General features: G+C 64.4%; 17 protein-coding genes. 11 read left to right on the top strand and 6 right to left on the bottom strand.

All coding sequences use genetic code 11. From position 1 onward, the window contains the following. The first annotated feature begins 78 nt into the window (after positions 1–78). The 3 genes from modB to KI797_RS13480 all read left to right on the top strand — a co-directional run bounded on the left by modB (position 79) and on the right by KI797_RS13480 (position 2,661). Positions 79–759, top strand: a complete 681-nt coding sequence (gene modB, locus KI797_RS13490; RefSeq protein WP_226169693.1) for a molybdate ABC transporter permease subunit — start codon at positions 79–81, stop codon at positions 757–759. Further along, positions 756–1,811, top strand: a complete 1,056-nt coding sequence (modC, locus tag KI797_RS13485; protein ID WP_226169692.1) for a molybdenum ABC transporter ATP-binding protein — start codon at positions 756–758, stop codon at positions 1,809–1,811. The genes modB and modC overlap by 4 nt, the downstream gene beginning before the upstream one ends. Before the next feature lie 70 nt (positions 1,812–1,881). After that, complete coding sequence (locus KI797_RS13480; RefSeq protein ID WP_043132894.1) at positions 1,882–2,661, top strand: alpha/beta fold hydrolase; 780 nt, start codon at positions 1,882–1,884, stop codon at positions 2,659–2,661. Between the two features lie 64 nt (positions 2,662–2,725). Here KI797_RS13480 and moeB read toward each other — a convergent pair whose 3' ends face one another. Then, complete coding sequence (gene moeB, locus KI797_RS13475) at positions 2,726–3,481, bottom strand: molybdopterin-synthase adenylyltransferase MoeB (RefSeq protein WP_182785770.1); 756 nt, start codon at positions 3,479–3,481, stop codon at positions 2,726–2,728. Next, on the bottom strand, positions 3,478–4,704 hold the full coding sequence (gene moeA, locus KI797_RS13470; RefSeq protein ID WP_319003264.1) for a molybdopterin molybdotransferase MoeA: 1,227 nt from the start codon (positions 4,702–4,704) through the stop codon (positions 3,478–3,480). The genes moeB and moeA overlap by 4 nt, the downstream gene beginning before the upstream one ends. Before the next feature lie 358 nt (positions 4,705–5,062). Here moeA and folE point away from each other — a divergent pair, with 358 nt between their 5' ends. Both folE and KI797_RS13460 read left to right on the top strand, forming a co-directional pair. After that, entirely contained in the window at positions 5,063–5,719 is a 657-nt protein-coding gene (folE, locus tag KI797_RS13465; protein WP_043132898.1) for a GTP cyclohydrolase I FolE, read from the top strand. 270 nt (positions 5,720–5,989) lie between these two features. Continuing rightward, entirely contained in the window at positions 5,990–7,645 is a 1,656-nt protein-coding gene (locus KI797_RS13460; protein ID WP_226169690.1) for a methyl-accepting chemotaxis protein, read from the top strand. 165 nt (positions 7,646–7,810) lie between these two features. On the opposite strand, the gene KI797_RS13455 is transcribed toward KI797_RS13460, so the two are convergent. Further along, positions 7,811–9,541 (bottom strand): formate--tetrahydrofolate ligase, encoded by a 1,731-nt coding sequence (locus KI797_RS13455; protein WP_226169689.1) that lies wholly within the window; start codon positions 9,539–9,541, stop codon positions 7,811–7,813. A 66-nt stretch (positions 9,542–9,607) separates the two neighbouring features. On the opposite strand from KI797_RS13455, the gene KI797_RS13450 reads away from it, so the two are divergent. Then, positions 9,608–10,015: a hypothetical protein gene (locus KI797_RS13450; protein WP_226169688.1), complete on the top strand. Its 408-nt coding sequence runs from the start codon at positions 9,608–9,610 to the stop codon at positions 10,013–10,015. 18 nt (positions 10,016–10,033) lie between these two features. Here the strand turns inward: KI797_RS13450 and KI797_RS13445 are convergent, their stop codons facing one another. Next, positions 10,034–10,936, bottom strand: a complete 903-nt coding sequence (locus tag KI797_RS13445) for a LysR family transcriptional regulator (RefSeq protein ID WP_171269557.1) — start codon at positions 10,934–10,936, stop codon at positions 10,034–10,036. A 110-nt stretch (positions 10,937–11,046) separates the two neighbouring features. Between KI797_RS13445 and KI797_RS13440 the strand changes: the two genes are divergently transcribed. The 4 genes from KI797_RS13440 to KI797_RS13425 all read left to right on the top strand — a co-directional run bounded on the left by KI797_RS13440 (position 11,047) and on the right by KI797_RS13425 (position 13,959). Beyond that, on the top strand, positions 11,047–11,607 hold the full coding sequence (locus KI797_RS13440) for a YceI family protein (protein WP_025326429.1): 561 nt from the start codon (positions 11,047–11,049) through the stop codon (positions 11,605–11,607). Further along, positions 11,607–12,344 carry a hypothetical protein gene (locus KI797_RS13435; protein ID WP_226169687.1) on the top strand — a complete coding sequence of 246 codons (738 nt, stop codon included), beginning with the start codon at positions 11,607–11,609 and terminating at the stop codon, positions 12,342–12,344. Before KI797_RS13440 ends, KI797_RS13435 begins: the two co-directional genes overlap by 1 nt. Positions 12,345–12,529: 185 nt before the next feature. Next, entirely contained in the window at positions 12,530–13,651 is a 1,122-nt protein-coding gene (locus KI797_RS13430; RefSeq protein ID WP_226169685.1) for an adenosylhomocysteinase, read from the top strand. Further along, the gene (locus tag KI797_RS13425) at positions 13,648–13,959 is read left to right on the top strand and encodes a SelT/SelW/SelH family protein (protein ID WP_226169684.1); all 312 of its coding nucleotides are present in this window, start codon (positions 13,648–13,650) and stop codon (positions 13,957–13,959) included. The genes KI797_RS13430 and KI797_RS13425 overlap by 4 nt, the downstream gene beginning before the upstream one ends. 83 nt (positions 13,960–14,042) lie before the next feature. Here KI797_RS13425 and KI797_RS13420 read toward each other — a convergent pair whose 3' ends face one another. Further along, entirely contained in the window at positions 14,043–15,752 is a 1,710-nt protein-coding gene (locus tag KI797_RS13420; protein ID WP_226169682.1) for a lysophospholipid acyltransferase family protein, read from the bottom strand. Between the two features lie 175 nt (positions 15,753–15,927). Beyond that, entirely contained in the window at positions 15,928–17,154 is a 1,227-nt protein-coding gene (gene pepT / locus KI797_RS13415) for a peptidase T (protein ID WP_226169680.1), read from the bottom strand. Between the two features lie 1,064 nt (positions 17,155–18,218). On the opposite strand from pepT, the gene speA reads away from it, so the two are divergent. Then, positions 18,219–20,120 carry a biosynthetic arginine decarboxylase gene (speA, locus tag KI797_RS13410; RefSeq protein WP_226169678.1) on the top strand — a complete coding sequence of 634 codons (1,902 nt, stop codon included), beginning with the start codon at positions 18,219–18,221 and terminating at the stop codon, positions 20,118–20,120. The last annotated feature ends 221 nt before the right edge of the window (positions 20,121–20,341 follow it).

The raw sequence follows: 20,341 nt of genomic DNA, 5'->3' as shown, positions 1-20,341 counted from the left end.
CCATGACCACTGGCCGGCCACGCCTTGCAATGAGGATGCATAACATGTTGCTGCTCGCACCAGGGAGGGATATGCCCCATGAGTGAAGGGGATCTGCTGGCGGTCTGGCTTACCCTGAAGCTGGCGGCCAGCACCACCGCCACCCTGCTGCTACTGTCGCCGCCGCTCGCCTGGTGGTTGTCCCGCAGCCAGCATAGGTTGCGGCCGCTGGTGGAGGCCCTGGTGGCGCTGCCCCTGGTGCTGCCGCCGACCGTGCTCGGCTTCTATCTGCTGCTCGCCTTCTCGCCGGAATATGGCCTCGGCGCCTGGTGGCGGGAGACCTTCGGGACACCCCTTGCCTTCAGCTTCCTAGGCCTGCTGTTTGCCTCCATCCTCTATTCGCTCCCCTTCGTGGTGCAGCCGCTCACCTCCGCCTTCGTCAACATGGGCAACAAGGAGATCGAAGCCGCCGCCACCCTGGGGCTCGGGCCCCTCGAGCGCTTCTTTCAGATCATCTTGCCGATGACGCTGCCGAGCTTCGTAATGGCGGCGGCGCTCGGGTTTGCCCACACCCTGGGGGAGTTTGGCGTGGTGCTGATGATAGGGGGCAACATCCCGGGAGAGACCCAGGTGCTCTCCATCGCCCTGTTTGATCACGTGGAAGCCATGGATTATCGGCATGCCCACTACCTGGCGGGTGGCCTGATGGGCTTCTCCCTGGTGATGCTGGTGCTGGTCTATGGCGTCTTGCAGCGCCGGCAGCGGAGGTTATTCGGATGAGCCTGCACCTCAAGGCCAGGCGCCGGTTTGGCGGCTTCGAACTCGACTGCGATCTGACACTCCCCCTTGGTGGCATTCTCGGCCTCTTTGGCCCTTCCGGCTGTGGCAAGAGTACCCTGCTGCGCATCATCGCCGGGCTGGATCGCGCCCCCTCGGACGTCCTGCACTGGCAGGGGCGGGATCTGGCGGCCCTGCTGCCGGAGGCGCGCCGCATCGGGCTGGTGTTCCAGGATTCCCGCCTCTTTCCTCACATGACTGTATTGGGCAATTTGCAGCTGGCGGCGGGCAAGGGGCGAGGGCGCTGGCAGCCCGAGGCGCTGGCGATGCGGCTCGGCTTTGCCGATCTGCTGGGGCAGCCCGCCCACGGGCTTTCCGGTGGCCAGCGTCAGCGGGTGGCCCTGGGGCGGGCCCTGCTGGCAGAGCCGGATCTGCTGCTGCTCGATGAGCCCTTCTCGGCGCTGGACAGCCGCAGCCGCATCCATCAGGCCCATGTGCTCAAGGGGTTGCAGCGTGAAAGCGGCATCCCCATGATCTTCGTGAGCCACGCCATGGAGGAGGTGAGCCTGCTGTGCGATCAGCTGGTGTTGCAGGAGGGGGGCCGGGTGGAGGCGCAGGGCAGGCCGAGCGAGATCTTCGCCCGCACCGACCTCTCCCTCGCCAGTCGCGACGATGCCGGTGTCATGCTGACGGCGACCCTGGCCCACTACGATGATGCTGAGCAGATGGCGACCCTGCAACTCGGGGATCAGAGCCTGATGGTCACCATGGAGCATGCCCCCGACGAGACAGGGGAGCTGCAGATCAAGGTGGCGGGGCGGGATCTGGTGATCGCCACCGCCCCCATAGTGCACTCCAGCCTCTCCAACTGCCTCGAGACCCGACTGCTGGAGGCGCGGGAGGTGAGGCCGGGGCAAACCCTGTTGCAGTTGGCGCTGGGGCAGCAGATACTGCTGGCCCGGATCACCAGCCGCTCCGCGCAGCGGCTGGCGCTGGTGCCGGGGCAGCGCCTTTACGCCTACATCAAGGCGGTGAGCCTGGTGGGAGAGGGCTGAGGGGCGTGTCGCCACAGCATGGGCAGCAAGGCCGTCGATGGCCGCTATCGAGTCGAGAGGGAGAGCACGGGTGCGTCGCAACCAGGTAATGAAATCCCATGGATTGGCCTTGCGCAGCGCGGGGGAGGGCCCCTTGCTGCTCTTGCTGCATGGCCTTGGCTCCTCCAGCCTCGACTGGCAGGCCCAGATCGAGCACTTCTCCCAGCACTACCGGGTGGTGGCGCTGGACCTGCGCGGCCATGGCCAGAGCATGCAGGAGGGGCCCTTCGATGTGCCCACCCTGGCGGCGGACGTGGCCCGCTGGCTAGAGGAGCAGCCGGAACCCGCCTGGGTGGTGGGGCTGTCGCTCGGGGCCATGGTGGCGCTCGAGCTGGCGCTGCGACTGCCTCACAAGGTGCGCGGGCTGGTGCTGGTCAACGGCTTCAGCGAATTTCTGCTGGAGACGCCGAGGGAGCAGGAGCGCCATGCCATGCGCCTCAAGTGGCTGCGCTGGTTTGGCATGCGGCCGCTGGCCTGGTGGCTGGGGCGCGAACTCTTCCCCGGCCCCGAGCTCGCCCCGGTGCGCCACACCTTCCGGCTGCGCTTCGTGCGCAGTAACAAGAAAAAGACCTATAAGGCGCTGCTGGAGGCGCTGCCCGGCTGGTCGGTGCGCGCCCGGCTCGGCAGCCTCTGGCAGCCGGTGGCCATCATCTCCACCAGTCACGACTACCTGCCGCTCGCCAAACGGGTGGAGCAGTTCGCCTCCCTGCCCAACGCCAGCATCCATACCCCCGAGGGCCATCACGCCTGGCCCGCGGAAGATCCCGCCGGGTTCAACCATCTGCTGCAACGGATCCTGGCGACTCACTGAGTCTGTGCGGACATAAAAATGCCGAACCCCTGGGTTCGGCATTTTCGTCGATGGGGTCTGCCACTCAGGGCTGGGAGCAGACCGGGCAGTCCGGGCGCTTGGGGAGCTTCAGCTCGCGAAAGCGGCCACTGAGGCCGTCGATCATCAGCAGGCGGCCGTGATGGCTCTTGCCCATGCCGGCCAGCAGCTTGATGGCTTCGAGGGCCTGCAGGCTGCCCACCAGGCCCACCACAGGGGCCAGCACTCCGGCCTCGACGCAGGTCAGCGCCTGCTCGCCAAACAGGGCGCTGAGGCAGGCGTAGCAGGGCTCGTCCTCCTGCCAGGTGAAGCTGCACAGCTGCCCCTCCAGCCGGATGGCGGCGCCGCTGACCAGGGGCACCCTGTGCTGGCGGGCACGCTGGTTGAGCAGGTTGCGGATGGTGACGTTGTCGGTGCAGTCGAGCACCAGCTGGTGGCCGGGCAGCAGGGCATCGAGCAGCGCCTCGTCGGCGAGGAGGGCGTGGGTTTCCACCTCTAGCCAGGGATTGAGGGCGCGCAGGGACTGGGCGGCGGAGTCCACCTTGTACATGCCGATGCGCTCGTCGCTGTGCAGCACCTGGCGCTGAAGGTTGGAGAGCTCCACCCGGTCAAAATCCACCAGGGTGAGCCGGCCGACCCCGGCCACCGCCAGGTACTGGCTGGCGGCGCAGCCCAGTCCCCCGGCGCCGATCACCAGCACCCGGGCCTGCTTGAGCGCCTCCTGCCCCTCGAAATCGAAAGATTTAAGAATGATCTGACGGTTGTAGCGCAGCAGCTCGGCGTCGCTCAGGATCTCGCTCACAGCAGCAGTCCCGAGAAGGGCTCGACGGTCACCGTCTCACCGGCGGCCACCTTGCCGCGTTCCTGCTCAAGCACTATGTAGCAGTTGGCCCGGGACAAGGAGCTGAACACCCCGGAGTCCTGGGAGCCGGTGCTGCGTACCTCGAGGCCGTTCGGGCCCTGGCTCAGCATGCCGCGTTGGAAGTCCAGTCGCCCCGGCGCCTTCTTGAGGGGCTCGGTCGCGATGGCCTGCAGCGGCAGTGGGCGCGCGAAGTGGTGGCCGGCCAGCCTGGCCAGCGCCGGCTGCACCAACTGATCGAAGGTAACCATGGCGGAGACGGGGTTGCCCGGCAGGCCGAAGAACCAGGCGTTTGGCAGGCGACCGAAGGCAAAGGGTTTGCCCGGCTTGATGGCGAGCTTCCAGAAGCCGATTTCGCCAAGCTCCTCCAGCAACTGCTTGGTGAAGTCCGCCTCGCCGACCGAGACGCCCCCCGTGGTGATGAGAGCATCAGCCTCGCGGTCGGCCTGAATAAAGGCGGCGCGCAGGGCGGCAGGGTCGTCGGGGATGATGCCCAGATCCAGGCACGCTATGCCCATGCGGGTCAGCATGGCCTTGACCCCGTAACGGTTGGAGTCATAGATGTCGCCATGGGCGAGCGGGGTGCCCAGGGTTTTGAGCTCGTCACCTGTGCTGAAGATGGCGACCTTGAGCGGGCGGCGTACCGTCACGGTGGCGATGCCCAAGGAGGCCAGCAGCGGCAACTCCCGGGGGCTGAGGCGCAGGCCGCTCGCCAGCACCCGGGATCCTTGCGCCATGTCCTCGCCGCGGCGGCGGATGTTCTGGCCAAGGAAGGGCGTCGTCAGAAAAGTGATCCCGTTGCCGCCCTCCTGCGTTTCTTCCTGCATGACGACCGCCTCCGTGCCCGCCGGCACCGGGGCGCCTGTCATGATGCGGATGCAGTGACCGACCGGCCATTCGCCCTCATAGGGCTGGCCGGCGAAGGCCTTGCCCGCCACGTGGAGTGGGGCGCCGGCGGCAAGATCGGCCAGACGCACGGCGTAACCGTCCATGGCGGCGTTGTCGAAGGGGGGCACCGACAGGGGGGAGCTTATCTCCTCGGCCAGTATCCGATCCAGCGCCTGGGGCAGCGGCAACTGCTCCGTCTCGCAGCAGCAGCTGAGTTGTTCCAGCATCCCTTGCAGGGCCTTGTCCAAGGGGAGGAGTGCACCGGTATCGAATTCCATCATCATGACCTCTGTGGTGTATAGGGGGCGGATTATCCCAAAAATCCGCCCGGATGGGCAGGCGGATCGTGCAGGAATGCGGGGGAATACGGCTTTTGCTGTGATGACAGCGGCGGCTCTTTCCTTGAGTTACCACCTTGTGGGTGGCATGGAAGGGACGCCTGCATGCCAAGTGCCGGACTGTCTGCCAGGCGCCCCCGAACGGGGAAGGGGCCGCAGGGTAAAACCGGGTGGTTTGACATAAAGTCAGGTGTTGGGCTTGAGTTAGTCTGAATTATGACAATAATCGCCCTGTAAGATTGCGCCACGACACCATGTCGATGGCCAGCACAGTCCCTGAGCGTGGGAGAGAAACAAGATGACGAGCTTAAGCCAGGAAGCCCTGTTGGTCAGGGCTGCGCTCGAGGCCCAGGGCCTCGAGACACCTCTGGTGGCCAATGAATTGAACGGCCAGCAGAAGAAGGAAAAAATCGAAGGCCACATGCGCGCCATCATGGAGACGCTGGGGCTGGATCTGACCGACGACAGTCTGGCTGAGACGCCGCACCGCATCGCCAAGATGTACGTGAACGAGATCTTCTCCGGCCTCGATTACGCCACCTTCCCCAAGGTGACGGTGATCGAGAACAAGATGAAGGTGGACGAGATGATCATGGTGCGGGACATCAGCCTCACCAGCACCTGCGAGCACCACTTCGTCACCATCGACGGGCTGGCCCACGTAGCCTACATCCCCCGTGGCAAGGTGATCGGGCTGTCGAAGATCAACCGTATCGTGCAGTTCTTCGCCCGCAGACCCCAGGTGCAGGAGCGCCTCACCCAGCAGATCCTGCTGGCGCTGCAGACCCTGCTCGGCACCAAGGACGTGGCCATCAGCATCAAGGCGACCCACTTCTGCGTGAAGGCGCGCGGCGTGATGGATTCTACCTCCTACACCACCACCACCTCCCTCGGTGGGGTCTTCAAGACCCAGCCAGACACCCGTGCCGAGTTTCTCGGTGGCTTGAAAGGCTAGTCACCCAGGGGTATGTCGCGCCGACATGCCCCGACTTCTTCCCTCCGTCTGCCCCGGTTTTTTTTCTGAAAAAATCCTAAAGTGATGCCCGCGCTGGCCGATACAGCTCACCGTGCCGCGGGATGGCCTGTTTGACACCCGTCTGGCACCCTCGCCCGTGCCGGCACGGATGAGGTGTGATCGACTGCTATGGATGGCAGCTAGCGTGCTCGTGCCTCGAGGGGCCGGCGCCGACGAATGCCACTTGATGACCCATATGCAGGACATGCCATGAACACCATGACGATAGGCAAGAAACTCTCCGCCGGCTTTGCCGTACTCGGCCTGATGATGGCCTTTATAGGCGGCTTTTCTCTGTTTGAATTCAGCACCATGAACCGGGCTGCCATCGGTTTTACCGACAGTATCCTGCCCGCCGTGGTGCGTACCAGCACCCTGGGCGAGACCATCAATGCGGTGCGCCGTTATGAGCTGGATGTTTTTCTGGTGGCGGACGATCCCCAGCAGCAGGCCCATTACCGCAATGAGAGCGAGAAGAGCCTGCAGGAGGCCGCGCGCCAGATAACGGCCCACGATGGCACCATCTGGGCGGAGGATCTGGAGGAGCGCCGTACCTTCGACATCGTGAAGGCAGACTGGGAGAAATACCTCGGCCTGCACCAGCGCATCCGGCAGATGCAGGACTCAGGGCAGATGACCGAGGCCCAGCACCTCTTCATGGGGGAGGGGGTTACCCTCTACACCAACCTGGCCAAGTCGGTGGGCGACCTGGTGCGCATCAACCATGGCTATGCCGATGCCTCCCGCAAGGTGGTGGTGGCGGCCTATGATTCCGCCAAACTGAGCGTCACCCTGTCCCTGCTGGTCGGTCTGGTGCTGGTGGTCTGCCTCTCCGTGGTGCTGACCCGCCAGATCCGCGACCCGCTCATCATGCTGGCCCGTCAGGCCCAGCGCATCGCGAGCGGCGATCTCGGCAAGGGGGAGCTGCAGGAGTGGATCCGCACCAGCCGCTTCAACCGCGACGAGCTGGGTCAGCTTGGCTCTGCCATCGACCGGATGCAGGGGGCGTTGGCGAGCCTGGTGAGCGAGATCGCGGGCTCGGTGAGCCAGCTCAGCAGCGCGGTGGAGGAGGTGAGCGCCATCTCCGAACAGTCCGCCAAGGGCATGGCCAGCCAGCAGAGCGAGGTCTCCCAGGTGGCCACCGCCATGAATGAGATGCAGTCCACCGTGAATGAGGTGGCCCGCAACACCACGGATGCCATGAGCGCGGCCAAGGAGGCCTCCCGTACTTCGACTCAGGGCAATCAGGTGGTGCGCAGCGCCATCGGCAGCATAGAGCAGGTGTCGCAGCAGATAGAGCAGGCGGGTACTGTGGTGTCGCAGCTGGAAGCGGACAGCGCCAGCATCAGCATGGTGCTGGATGTCATTCGCGGCATCGCGGAGCAGACCAACCTGCTGGCACTCAACGCGGCCATCGAGGCGGCCCGGGCTGGCGAGCAGGGGCGTGGTTTTGCGGTCGTCGCGGACGAAGTGCGCTCCCTGGCCCAGCGTACCCAGGCCTCCACCGCCGAGATAAGCAAGATGATAGCGCTGTTGCAGGAGCGTACCGCCGAAGCGGGCAACGCCATGCAACTGAGCCGTCAGCAGATGCAGGAGAGCGTCGGGCTGGCACGGGAAGCGGGGGGCAGCATCGACAGCATCAACGGTGCCGTCACCCAGATCAGCGACATGAACACCCTGATCGCCACCGCCACCGCCACCGAAGAGCAGAACGCGGTGACCGAGGAACTCAACCGCAGCATTGTGAACATCCACAATGCCGCCGACGAGAACGCCCAGGGGGCGCAGCAGACCGCCCAGGCCTGTGTCGAGTTGAGCAAGCTGGCCAACAGCCTGCACCAGATGACCCAGCGCTTCACCCTCTGAGCCTTGACCCACGGATAACAGAAGGCCCCGCCAATCGGCGGGGCCTTCTGGTTTCTGGCATATAGCTTGGGGCTGATGATGTCGCCGTCAGCTCAGGCCCACTATCTCCCCGTTATCGTCGATATGGATATGACGGTTGGGGAGGGCAGGCCGCCAACAGGCGCTTCAGCTCAGGCCCACTATTTCGCCGTCGTCATCGATGTCGATATGGCGATAGGCTGGCAGGCTGCCCAGGCCCGGCATTGTCATGATGGGGCCGGCCAGGGCATAGACGAAACCGGCGCCGGCGCACAGGCGCACCTCCTCGATGGGCACCTCGAAGTCCGTCGGTACTCCCTTGAGGGCGGGATCATGGCTGATGGAGAGCGGCGTCTTGGCCACGCAGATGGGCAGCTGATCCCAGCCCTCGGCCGAGAGCCGGACCAGCTGCTGGCATGCCTTGTCCGAGAGCCGCACCCCGCGCCCGCCATAGCCGCACTCCACCAGGGTGGCCAGCTTGGCCGCGAGGCTCATCTCGTCCGGGTAGAGCAGTTTGACGTTCCTTGGCAGCGCACAGGCGGCGACCACGGCCCGGGCCAGCTCGCTGGCGCCCTTGCCCCCCTCGGTGAAGGCGTGGGAGATGGCGGCGTCACAGGCGTCGGCGGCCAGCGCCTCGCGGGCCAGCAGATCCAGCTCGGCCTGGCTGTCGGTGGGGAAGCGGTTGATGGCGACTACCACGGGCACACCGTAACGGCGGGCGTTCTGGATATGCCAGGCGAGGTTGGCGCAGCCCTGCTTGAGGGTGGGCAAATCTTCCCCTTGCAGGCTCGCCGGCAGCGGCTGGCCCGGGCGAATGTCCAGCAGGCCGCTGTTGGCCTTGAGACCGCGCACCGTGGCCACCAGCACCACGCAGGCGGGGGTGATGCCGGACTGGCGGCTCTTGATGTTGAAGAACTTCTCCAGCCCCATGTCGGAGCCAAAGCCCGCCTCGGTCACCACATAGTCGGTGAGGCCCAGGGCGATGCGATCGGCGATGACGGAGGAGTTGCCGTGGGCGATGTTGGCGAAGGGGCCGGCGTGCACCAGTACCGGGGTCTGCTCCGTGGTCTGCATCAGGGTCGGTTGCAGGGCGTCTTTGAGCAGCACCGTCATGGCCCCCGCCACTTCCAGCTGTTCGGCGGTGATGGGGTTGCCGCGGCTGTCCAGCGCCAGCTGGATGCGACCGATGCGGGCGCGCAAGTCTTTCAGATCGCTCGCCAGCGCCAGAATGGCCATCAGCTCGGAGGCAGCTGTGATGACGAAGCGATCGGAGCGCTCCACCCCATCGGCGGCGCCCCCCTGGCCTAGGGTGAGGTGGCGAAGCGCCCGGTCATTCATGTCCAGGGTGCGTGGCCAGAGGATGTTGGCCGGGTCTATGTCGAGGCGCGGCAAACCGGTTCTGGCGCTGAACTGGTCGCCGAGTTTCTGCTCGTGGAACAGGCGGGCATCCAGGGCCGCCGCCGCCAGGTTGTGGGCGGCGCTGAGGGCGTGAAAGTCCCCGGTGAGGTGCAGGTTCATCTCCTCCATGGGCACCACCTGGGCATGTCCGCCCCCGGCGGCGCCCCCCTTGACCCCGAACACGGGACCTAGGCTCGGCTGGCGTATGGTGGCTATGCTGGGCTGGCATATGTGGTTGAGGCCCATGGAGAGGCCGAGAGTGGTGACCGTCTTGCCCTCGCCGAGGGGGGTCGGGGTGATGGCGCTCACCAGCACCAGCTTGCCTCTCTGTTTGGGCTGAGACTTGAGCAGGTCGAGACTGAGTTTGCCCTTGTGGTGGCCCTGGGGGCTGAGCTGCTGGGGCGGGATGGCGAGGCGTTCGGCCAGCACCTGGATGGAGAGACGGGGGGACTGGCGGGAGATCTCGATATCGCTTAGCATCAGCACCTCGTTGGCATGTCAGGTCAAAGATGCGGCGAAGTCTAGAGGAATCAATAAGGTTATCCAATGAGTAATACTATTTTATCCGGCAGTCGTGAGCCCCATCAAAGCCCCATACTGCTGGACCTCAATGCCCTCTACCACCCTCCCAAGCAGCCGCTCACCGCCCTTGGCATCGTCAGCGCCTTGATCCCGCTGTTCGGCTACGGCTGGCAGGCGATGACCCAGGATCCCGAGACCCACTTTCGCCAGGAGCTCGGCAAGCGCATCAACAAGCGCAAGACGGACGAGGCCAACCTAGCGCTGATCCTGCAACTGGCGGCCATGCTCGATTGCCACTGCCTGCACATCACTCTGCCCTATGAGCTTGGCGAGGCGCAGCTCGCCACCCTGGCGCGGCGTCTGCCGCGCTGGCAGTTGACTCAGCACAGTCTGCTGCTGGTGGCCGAGCTGCCTGTCATCTCCACCTCCTGATAACCCTCCGGCCCGGGATCAGGTCTCCCTGTCCCAGTAGTGGGGGGCCAGGTAGCGCTCCTGGACGAACTCGATGAAGCAGCGCACCTTGGCCGAGACGAAACGGCGGTGCGGATAGAGGGCATAGAGCCCCACCTGTCCCTTCTCCCATTCCGGCAGCAGGGGCACCAAGGCGCCTGAGCGCAGCGCATCCCCGACGATGAAGGTGGGTTGCAATATGATGCCCTGGTGATCGCAGGCGGCCCGGGTCAGGGCCACCCCGTTGTTGGCGCGAAGGGGCCCAAGGGGGCGCACGCTTTGCTGCTCCCCATTTCGCTTGAAGACCCAGTCCGGCTGGGTCAGGGTGTAGATGAGGCAGTCGTGCTGCTTGAGATCCTCCGGGGTCTTGGGGGTGCCCCTGCGGGCCAGGTATTCCGGGCTGGCGCACACCACCAGCTTCATGGTGGCGAGCGGCTTGGCCACCAGGGAGGAGTCCGGCAGGTTGCCGATCCGCAGCGCCAGATCGAATCCTTCTTCCACCAGGGCCACCCGCCGGTCGCTGTACTCTATCTCCAGCTTGAGCTCGGGAAACCGCTCACGAAACAGCGGCAGGGCAGGGGAGAGGTGCAGGTAGCCAAAGTCCATGGGCACAGAGAGCTTGAGGGTGCCCTGAGGCTGCTGGTTGTTGTGGGTGAGCTGGCTGTGGGTCTCTTCCAGCTCCGCCAGCAGGGCCAGGGAGCGCTGGTAGTAGAACTGGCCCGCCTCTGTGGGGTTGACCTGGCGGGTCGTGCGTGACAGCAGTCGGGTCGACAATGACTCCTCGAGCTGTTGCATCAGCTTGGAGGTCATGGCGACCGAGATGCCGAGCTGATGGGCGGCCTTGGTAAAGCTCTGGCACTCCACCACCTTGATGAAGGTGCGCATGGCGGCTATCTGATCCATATTCCACTCTCGGTTGATAATTATTTTAATAAATCGATGATTATCCATTCCTGCTCGGAGGTTAGCATGTCGGGTATCGATGTGAACCCCCTAATGAAGGAACGATCGGAATGAAAATGACCAAGGCCCTGCTGGCTTCCTGCCTGTTTATGGCGGCTCCCCTGATGGCGGCCGACTACGATGTCGATGCGGCTCACACCACAGTCCAATTCAAGGTGGGCCACCTCGGCTTCTCCGAGCTGGTCGGCCGGTTCAACACCTTCAGCGGCACCTTCAGCATGGATGATGCCAATCCGACCGCCGCCAAGGCGAGCTTCGAAATCGACGCCGCCAGCGTGGATTCCAACCACGAGGCCCGCGACAAGCACCTGCGCAGCCCCGACTTCCTGGACGTCAAGCAGTACCCCAAGATGACCTTCGTCAGCTCCGGCTATGAAGGAACCAAGGACAAGGGCGTGCTCAAGGGCACCCTGACCCTGCATGGCGTCTCCAAGGACGTGGCCTTCGACATGGTCCACATCGGCGAAGGCAAGGATCCCTGGGGCGGCTACCGCAGCGGCTTCAACGCCACCACCACCATCAAGCGCAGCGACTTTGGCGTGAACTACATGCTGCCGGGCATTCCGGACGAGATGAGCATCAACCTGTTCGTCGAAGGTGTGCGCAAGTAATGGGCGCAGCACTCTTGCTACAGACCCTGGCGGCTCCTTTGGGGGCCGCTTTGCTGTCATGGCGCTGGCCACGGCTGGGCTACCTGTGGGGGGCGCTCGCGCTCTGGCTGGTGGGTTGCCTGCTGGGGGGCGCCTATGGCCTGCCGGTCAAGGCGTGGCAGTGGCTGCCGCTGTGCCTGCTGGTGCCTGCCATCGCGGCTCAGGTTGAGGACAAGCGCGCCGCCCTGGCGCTGTTTGCGGTGATCGCTGCCCTGGTGTGGTGGCAGGGGCTGGCCTCGGTCCTTGCCATCGAGCCGCGCATCTGGCTGGCCCTGTTGCCCGCCATCGCCTGGTTCGGCTGGACGGGCTGGCGTGGTGACAGTGACGAGGGGCTGGGCTTTGCCCTCGGCTTCATCTGGCTGGCGCTGGTCATCGGCATCGATGGCAGCCTGCTGATCGCCCAACTGGCAGGCGCGCTGGCGGCCTTCGCCGGTTTCCGTGCCCTGCTCGGTGCCTTTGCGGGCATCAAGGTGGCCCCGGCCGCCCTGGCGCTGGCGCTCGCCTTCGTGCAGATGCTGGCCTGGCAGTACGTGGAAGTGCCGCTGGCGGTGTTGCTGCCGGTCTGGTTGCTGCCGCTTCTGGAGTGGGCCCTGCGTAAGCTGCCGGGGTTGTCTCGTTGGGGTCTGCTGATCCTGGTGGGGGCAATTGGTGCTGGTTTGAGTCTGTGGTGGGTGTGGCCAGAGGCATCACTTTATTGATTTCTGCATGAAAAACAGGCTATTACCTTATAAATTGATGGGTTAGTCAAAGTCTGTGTAGATAAAGATTGAGCCCCATGGTGCTTTCAGATAAAAAGGATTTTCAATTATCTGGACACACACAGAACCCGGCTATGCCGGGTTCTGTTTGCCTGCTTTCTCGCGGCACGCTAAGGAGGCCACAGTTGCACAGTCAGGGATCTGAGCATCTGTTTTTTCGCCATTTCACCGAGCAGGGACGCCTCGGGGATCTCTGCATCCTGCTGGTGACTCACCTGCTTCCCGACAGGCCCCAGTTCATCCAGGTGCTCGATGGGGTGGGGCGCGTCGGCGCCATCCTGCCCAAACCCAAGTCCGTGCACGGGCCGACCCTGGCCTGGGCCCAGCAGCACTACCCAGTGCTGCCGCTCAATCGCCACTGGACCTCGGATCCCGAGGGCGTCATTGCCCAGATAGCCCCCCTGGTGGAACCCCATGAGCGTCTCATCATCCTGGACATAGGCGGTTACTTCGCCAAGACCCAGGCGATTCTCGCCGAACATTTCGGCGCGCGCTTTCTCGGGGTGGTGGAGATGACCGAAAATGGCCATCAGCGCTACGAGCAGGAGGTGCTGGCCGCTCCCGTCATCTCGGTGGCGCGCAGCCCCCTCAAGCAGGCGGAAGACATCCAGATTGGCCTGAGTGTGGTCTACTCCGCCGAGTCTCTGGCGCGCACCCTCAGGCGCACCTTCAATGTCTGCCAGGCCGCTCTGTTCGGCTATGGCAAGGTGGGGCGCAGCATCGCCCGCGAGCTGCGCTGCCGCAACCTGCATCTGGAGCTGGTGGAGACGGATGCCCTGCGCCAGGTGGAGGCGCTCTCCCACGGCTTCAAGCTGGTGAACAAGGCCGAGGCCCTCGGCCGCGCCGAGCTGGTGATCTGCTGCACCGGCAATGGCTCCCTCGACATCGCCGACTTGCAGGCACTGCGCCCGGGGGCCATGCTGGCGTCTGTCACCTCGGCGGACGACGAGTTCGCGTTCTGCCTCTCCCAACTGCCCTGGCCGAGCGAGGAGGTGTGCCCCCACGTGCTGGCGCTCACGCGCCCGGATGGCAGCACCATCTTCCTGCTCAATCGCGGCGAGGCGGTGAACTTCGTCCACGGCGCCGTCATCGGCGAGTACGTCTACCTGGTGCTGGCGGAGATCATCGAGGGGGTACACCAGCTTGCCGGGCAGACGCCGGCCGCCGGCCTGCTCGAGCTGCCCCAGGCCACCATGCAGCGCATAGCCCGCCACTGGTTAACCGATTTTCATGGAGTCATCGCATGACAGACTTACAGACCCCCGTCAGCAAACCGCGCATCGAGATCCGCTACTGCACCCTCTGCCGCTGGATGCTGCGCGCCGCCTGGCTCGCCCAGGAGCTGCTCTCCACCTTCGACAGCGATCTCGGCGAGGTGGCACTGGTGCCCGCCAGCAAGGGGGAGTTCAAGATACTGGTGAACGGCATCCAGGTGTGGGACAGGGTGGCCGACGAGGGTTTCCCCGAGGCGAAAGAGATCAAGCAGCGGGTGCGGGACGTCATCGCCCCGGAGCGCGACCTCGGCCATGCCGATCGCAAACCCGCAGCCGAATAAGGCAACCACACAGAGCAAAAGGGAGGCGACAGCCTCCCTTTTTGTTTGCCGTGGCGGCTAACCTGCGGCCTCTGTCCGGGCGGCTAGGCGTCGGCACCGCTCGCGGGAGACCCTATGTAGCGGGCCCGCTTGTGGGGTTTGATGCGGCTCACGTCCACCCACACCAGGCCGTCGATGCAGTGGTTGAAGTCGGGGTCTATGCCAAAGTCCATGAACTGCACGCCCCCCGGCTCGCACAGCTCGGAGTATTGCTTGTAGAGGGTGGGGATGGCGCAGCCCAGGTGGTCGAGGCGGGCCTTGAGCGCCTTGAGATCGCTGCCGTAATCCACCCCCTCGAACAGGGGCGCAGTCTCGGGGTAGGGGCGGCGCGAGGGGGCCAGCGCCAACTCGGGGGCGAAGTGCTGTCGGTAGAAGCCCACCAGCAGATCCTTGGCCGCCGGCGGCAGGCTGCCGGAGAGGGTCACGGGCCCGAGCAGATACCGATACTGGGGGTAGCGGGCCAGGTAGGCGCCTATGCCGAACCAGAGATAATCCAGCCCCCGCTTGCCCCAGTAGGCGGGTTGGATGAAGCTGCGGCCAAGCTCGATGGCCTGCTCCAGCCGGGGCAGCAGTCTCTCTTCAAACCCGAACAGGGTGTGGCTGTAGAGGCCGCTCAGGCCTTTGCGCGCCAGCAGCTCGGCCACGGGGGCGAAGCGATAGGCCCCTATGATGTCGAGGCGGGCCGGATCCCAGAGGATGAGGTGGTGGTAGTCATCGTCGAAGGCATCGAGATCCCGCCGCCTGCCCGAGCCTTCCCCCACGGCGCGAAACGCGATTTCCCGCAGCCGCCCCAGCTCGCGCAGAATCACCGAATGGCCCTGCTCGTGGCGGCGATAGAGCAGGATGCGCTGGCCATCCGGGGTCAGCCCGAGCAGCTCGCAGCCATCCATGGCCTGTTTGAGCTGGCGGCGATCCTCCGGCAGGGCGATGGGGGCCTCGGTCGCCAGGGGGCCCCTCTTCCCCTTGCCGAGGCGATAGAGATGGCGGCGCACCAGGGCGGCGGCTGTCTTGGGGGCGAGCTCCCCGAGACTCTGGGGCGGGATGCGCTCCCCCAGGGTGAGGGAGATGCGCCGCCCCTGCTGGCGAAACAGCTGGCGCACCAGCAGCAGGGCGGAGGCGGGCTTGTGGAGCCAGGAGGCGAGATAGAAGGGGAGGCCATTGCGCCCGTCCAGATGGATGGGCACCAACGGCGTGCGGGTGCGCCTGGCCAGCTTGATGAAGCCCCCCTGCCAGGGACCGTCCTTCACCCCCTTGGGGCCGAGGCGCGACACCTCGCCGGCGGGGAAGATGATGAGGGCTCCCTCCTGGGCCAGGTGCTCCCCCATGGCCAGGATGGCGCGCCTGTCGGTCTTGCCCCCCAGGTTGTCCACCGGCAGCAACAGGGGACGCAGGGGGGCGATCTGTGCCAGCAGCTGGTTGGCCACTATCTTGACGTCGGGGCGGATGCGGCCAAGCAGGCGCAGCAGGGCCAGCCCGTCCAGGGATCCTATGGGGTGGTTTGCGACTATGATGACCCGGCCGCTGGCGGGGATGTTCTCGAGTTCGGCCTCGCTCACCCTGTAGTCAAAATCGAGGGCGCCGAGCGCCTGCTCGACGAAGTCCAGGCCGCGCAGGTGAGGATGGCGCTTGGCAAACTCGGCGAAGGCCTCCTCGTTGAGCAGCCAGCTCAGCCCCTGCCGGAGCAGGGGACGGATCAGGGGTTGGGTGGCGAGGCGGGGCAGATGCTGCCCCAGCAGGGTATCGACGTTGAACATGGGCAAGGCTCCGCAGAACGTTGCCTCAGGGTGCCGCCCCCCGGTTTCCCCTGTGTGGCAGCGCCGTGACGGTTTGATGACCCGGGGCAGAGAGCCCGCTCATACCGCAGACCCGTCCCCGCTTATACCGCCGTTATTTGCTCCCACCCGGCCCCGCTCAGGACGGTGTCACTGCTTATTGCTCCCGCCAGGCCGAGGTGAGTTGCACCAGGGCCACCAGGGTGGCGACCGCCTTCTCCATGGATTGCAGCGGGATGAACTCGTGCTTGCCGTGGAAGTTGTGACCACCCGTGAAAATATTCGGGCAGGGCAGCCCCATGAAGGAGAGCCGCGCGCCGTCGGTGCCGCCGCGAATGGGTTTGATTTTGGGGACCACGTCGGCGGCCTCCATGGCGGCCCTGGCCAGTTCGACGATGTGCATGTGCGGCGCTATCTGGCTGCGCATGTTGCGGTAGTTGTCGGTCAAGTTGAGCTCGATGCGCGCCTTGGGGTTGTCCAGCTGCAGGGAGGCGACCCGCTCCTTGAGCTGGGCCTTGCGGGCGGCGAAGCAGTCGTCGTCGAAGTCGCGGATGAGGTAGTGCAGGGTGGTTTCCTCCACTGTGCCTTCCATCCGGGCCAGGTGGAAGAAGCCTTCGTACCCTGCCGTGCACTCAGGGGTCTGCTCGGGAGGCATCTCGGCGTGGAAGCGGGCGGCCAGGGTCTGGCTGTTGATCATGCTGCCCTTGGCGGTGCCGGGGTGCACGTTGTTGCCGGTGATGCGCACGGTGGCGCTGGCGGCGTTGAAGTTTTCATACTCCAGCTCCCCCAGTTCACCACCATCCACGGTATAGGCCCATTTGGCCGGGAATCTCTCCAGGGGGAACAGATCGGCGCCGCGACCTATCTCCTCGTCCGGGGTGAAGCCTATCCAGAGATCCCCGCGAGGGATCTCTGGGTGAGCCAGCAGGTACTGGGCGGCGGTGAGTATCTCGGCGATGCCCGCCTTGTCGTCGGCCCCCAGCAGGGTGGTGCCGTCCGTGGTGATGAGATCCTGCCCCAGGTAGTTTTTCAGGCAGCGGTACTGGCGAATGGCCAGCACCTCGTCCCCCTTGCCGAGACAGATGTCGCCTCCCTGATAATTTTCAATGAGCTGGGGCACCACCTGTTCTGCCTCGTAATCGGCGGTGTCCATGTGGGCAATCAGCCCGATGGCGGGTGCATCCGGCTGATTGCCCGGCAGGCAGGCGGTGAGGTAGCCGTGCTCATCCAGGGTGACGTGCGCCAGCCCAAGCTGGGTCATCTCCTCGCAGAGGGCGCGGGCGAAGACGAGCTGGCCCTCGCTGCTGGGACAGACAGGATTGGTCGCATCGGAGCGGGTATGAAAAGTCAGATAACGTAGAAAACGCTCAAGCAGGGTATCCATTGGCAGGCCTCTAACCACAAAAGAGGCACCATTGTGGCCAAGACGGCCGGGCCGCTTATTGCGTCAGCGCAGTTTTTGATGAATTTGTCGGGGCAGGGATCCCGGTGCACAGGGTGGCGGGAGGGGTCACCGCTCGAGGTGTGGGTGAATAAAAATTCCAAATTTAAAACTCATCATGCATATGCGAAAGGACTGAATCTCCCCCCGGCCCAGCAGTGGCAAGGGGTGGGGGAAAATGGCTGGTTCCCCTGTTATTTTCAGGGCCTATCCTGAGCGGCCTCATCCCTCGCCATCCCAGAGCCAGCCTTGCTGGCAGCAAGATTTGACCCACCGGCCAAAACCCGTTTTTTAACACGATTTTTTATTGTCAGTGGCGCCGGTAAGTGTGTACACTCCGCGCCGATCCGAGGGTAACCCTGAGCAGGCAGAGGCCGCCAGACACCGACAGGATCAGACGCCTATAGGGCGAGGCACGCAGAAACGACAGACACTGCTGGGGAATGGTTTCTTTAATACCGGTTAGGCTCCGGTATCAGGGAGAACAACGGACTCTCATCCACCAACTGACCGAGTGGGCCAACGGCTCATCATCTTCCCTTGTCATGGGCGGTCACTGGCGTTGAGCGGGCTGTGGTGGTTGTCGTTTATCAACACGCGTGCGTGCTGACGTCTACCCTTCTCTTCCTTGAACCCTTCTCCTTCTGTCGGGATGGCTGCCGAATGATGAACGAACGGCGTGGCTGATGCCGGTTGTCATCAAAGTACCGCGGCGCCCCATTACAGTGGCACCGCATACCGTTGAGCTTGATGTAAAGCCACCAGCCCCACATCAAGACTCGTTACTTCCCAAGATCCACCAGGCAGCCTTGGCTTGCCGCGATGTGCAATAGAGGATCTGGCTGTGACAAGGCCCAGGGTCAGGCAACAACGCCTGCCGCCGCCGGCCGTGACGCACCGGGTGCCCGCAGGCAGCCTTTGCTCGCCGCATGTTGCAATCGATGGTCTGGATGTGATTGAGGGTAACGAAGGCGGCCTTCTGGCCGCTCATTTGCGAGGCATAGCCCATGACTAACTGGTCCAGCAAGGACTCCTTGAAGGTCTACAACGTTCCCTACTGGGGTGCGGGTTTTTTCAATATCAATGACGCCGGTCATGTGACCGTCTCCCCCGACAAGTCTCGTCCCGAGGCGCGCATCGTGCTGTCCGAGGCCATCGAACAGCTGCGCCAGTCCGGACTGACTACCCCGGTATTGCTGCGTTTCCCCGACATTCTCAAGAGCCGGGTCGATGCGCTGTTCAACGCCTTCGGTCAGGCCATCGAGAAGTCAGGCTATGAAGGGGACTACCTGTGCGTTTACCCGATCAAGGTAAACCAGCAGCGCCGCGTCATCGAGACCATCAGTCAGTCCTACAGCGACAAGCCGCGGCTTGGGCTGGAGGCGGGCTCCAAACCGGAGCTGCTGGCCGTGCTGTCCCATCATCATGAGCAAGGGTCCGTGATCGTCTGCAACGGTTACAAGGACCGCGAATACATCCGCCACGCCCTGCTGGGCAACCTGATGGGCCACAAGGTCTACATCGTGGTGGAAAAACCCTCCGAGCTGGAAATGGTGCTGGACGAGTCAGTTCGCCTCAACATCAAGCCCAACATCGGGGTGCGCGCCAAGCTCGCCTCCACTGGCTCCGGCATGTGGGAATCGAGCGGTGGCTCCATGTCCAAGTTCGGCCTCTCCGCCTCCCAGATCCTGGCGCTGGTGGAGCGTCTGCGCAGCCTCGGCAAGCTGGACTGTCTGCAACTGCTGCACTTCCACCTGGGCTCCCAGATAGCGAACATCCGCGACATCCAGGGCGGCATCCGCGAGTGCGGCCGTTTCTATGCCGAGCTGCGTCGTCTCGGCGTGCCCATCGACGTGGTCGATGTGGGCGGCGGCCTGGGTGTGGACTATGAGGGCACCCGCTCCCAGAGCCACTGCTCCGCGAACTACAGCCTGTCCGAGTACGCCAACAACGTGGTGTGGGGCATCGGCGATGTGTGCCGCGAGTTCGACCTGCCGCACCCGACCATCATCAGCGAGTCCGGCCGTGCCCTGACCGCTCACCACGCCGTGCTGGTCACCAATCTGATTGGTGCCGAAGGGGTGGAAGTGAACGACATCCATGCGCCGGATGAAGACGCCCCGACCATTCTGCAGAACATGTGGAAAGGCTGGCTGGACCTGCGCAGTGAAGACCCCTCCCTGCTGGAGATCTTCCACGACTCGGTGGCGGATCTGGGGGATGTGAACACCCAGTTCACCATGGGTCTCTTGAACCTCGAGCAGCGCGCCTGGGCAGAGATGCTGCACCAGAATACCTGCCTGGCGCTCAAAGAGCTGCTCAACCCGGTCAACCGCAACCACCGCGCCCTGGCCGACGAGCTCTCTGAGAAGCTGGCAGACAAGTGCTTCGCGAACTTCTCCCTGTTCCAGTCCCTGCCCGATGCCTGGGGTATAGGTCAGGTGTTCCCCGTGATGCCACTCACCGGCCTCGAGCGTCCGCTCACCCGCCGCGGCATCCTGATGGACATCACCTGTGACTCCGACGGTCAGGTGGAGCACTACGTCGACGGCCTGGGTGTCGAGAGCACGCTGCCGATGCCGGAGTATGCCGAGAACGAAGAGTGCCACGTCGGCTTCTTCCTGGTGGGTGCCTACCAGGAGATCCTGGGGGATCTGCACAACCTGTTCGGTGATACCCACTGCGCGGAAGTGTGGCTGGACGACGAAGGCAAGATGGACATTCGCAACGTGGTGCGCGGCGACACCGTCGATCAGCTGCTGCGTTACGTCAACATCGACCCCTCAGTGATCCGCGAGAACTACCAGCGGATCGTCTCCCACCCGGCGCTGGACGACGCGACCCGCAAGGCCCTGCTCGACGAGCTGGAGCTGGGTCTGCAAGGCTACGCCTACCTGGAAGACGAATAAGCCAGCGGCTGGTTCGCCCTGTTGGTCAAAAAGACGGGAATAAAAAACGGCGCCTTCGGGCGCCGTTTTTGTTGCCAGGATCTGCCCTGCGGTGATGCACGGGGCGAATACCCGTCTCCATTCGAAGAGCAGGAGTCAGCCCTGGGCCCTGGCAGGCCACAGATCCGGCAGATATCCTCGCCTGCCTGCCGTTTCCCTTGATCCACATCAAATGGGACTCG

The sequence above is a fragment of the Aeromonas media genome, assembly GCF_020423125.1.
In the GTDB taxonomy this organism is placed as follows: Bacteria; Pseudomonadota; Gammaproteobacteria; order Enterobacterales; family Aeromonadaceae; genus Aeromonas; species Aeromonas media.
This window is presented reverse-complemented; position numbering and strand designations above follow the sequence as displayed.

What these genes read in the sequence shown, in the direction of transcription:
- speA (WP_226169678.1), top strand. Translation starts at nt 18,219, where the DNA reads ATGACTAACTGGTCCAGCAAGGACTCCTTGAAGGTCTACAACGTTCCC.
- pepT (WP_226169680.1), bottom strand. Translation starts at nt 17,154, where the DNA reads ATGGATACCCTGCTTGAGCGTTTTCTACGTTATCTGACTTTTCATACC.
- KI797_RS13440 (WP_025326429.1), top strand. Translation starts at nt 11,047, where the DNA reads ATGAAAATGACCAAGGCCCTGCTGGCTTCCTGCCTGTTTATGGCGGCT.
- KI797_RS13450 (WP_226169688.1), top strand. Translation starts at nt 9,608, where the DNA reads ATGAGTAATACTATTTTATCCGGCAGTCGTGAGCCCCATCAAAGCCCC.
- folE (WP_043132898.1), top strand. Translation starts at nt 5,063, where the DNA reads ATGACGAGCTTAAGCCAGGAAGCCCTGTTGGTCAGGGCTGCGCTCGAG.
- KI797_RS13445 (WP_171269557.1), bottom strand. Translation starts at nt 10,936, where the DNA reads ATGGATCAGATAGCCGCCATGCGCACCTTCATCAAGGTGGTGGAGTGC.
- KI797_RS13420 (WP_226169682.1), bottom strand. Translation starts at nt 15,752, where the DNA reads ATGTTCAACGTCGATACCCTGCTGGGGCAGCATCTGCCCCGCCTCGCC.
- moeA (WP_319003264.1), bottom strand. Translation starts at nt 4,704, where the DNA reads ATGGAATTCGATACCGGTGCACTCCTCCCCTTGGACAAGGCCCTGCAA.
- KI797_RS13425 (WP_226169684.1), top strand. Translation starts at nt 13,648, where the DNA reads ATGACAGACTTACAGACCCCCGTCAGCAAACCGCGCATCGAGATCCGC.
- KI797_RS13435 (WP_226169687.1), top strand. Translation starts at nt 11,607, where the DNA reads ATGGGCGCAGCACTCTTGCTACAGACCCTGGCGGCTCCTTTGGGGGCC.
- modC (WP_226169692.1), top strand. Translation starts at nt 756, where the DNA reads ATGAGCCTGCACCTCAAGGCCAGGCGCCGGTTTGGCGGCTTCGAACTC.
- KI797_RS13460 (WP_226169690.1), top strand. Translation starts at nt 5,990, where the DNA reads ATGAACACCATGACGATAGGCAAGAAACTCTCCGCCGGCTTTGCCGTA.
- modB (WP_226169693.1), top strand. Translation starts at nt 79, where the DNA reads ATGAGTGAAGGGGATCTGCTGGCGGTCTGGCTTACCCTGAAGCTGGCG.
- KI797_RS13455 (WP_226169689.1), bottom strand. Translation starts at nt 9,541, where the DNA reads ATGCTAAGCGATATCGAGATCTCCCGCCAGTCCCCCCGTCTCTCCATC.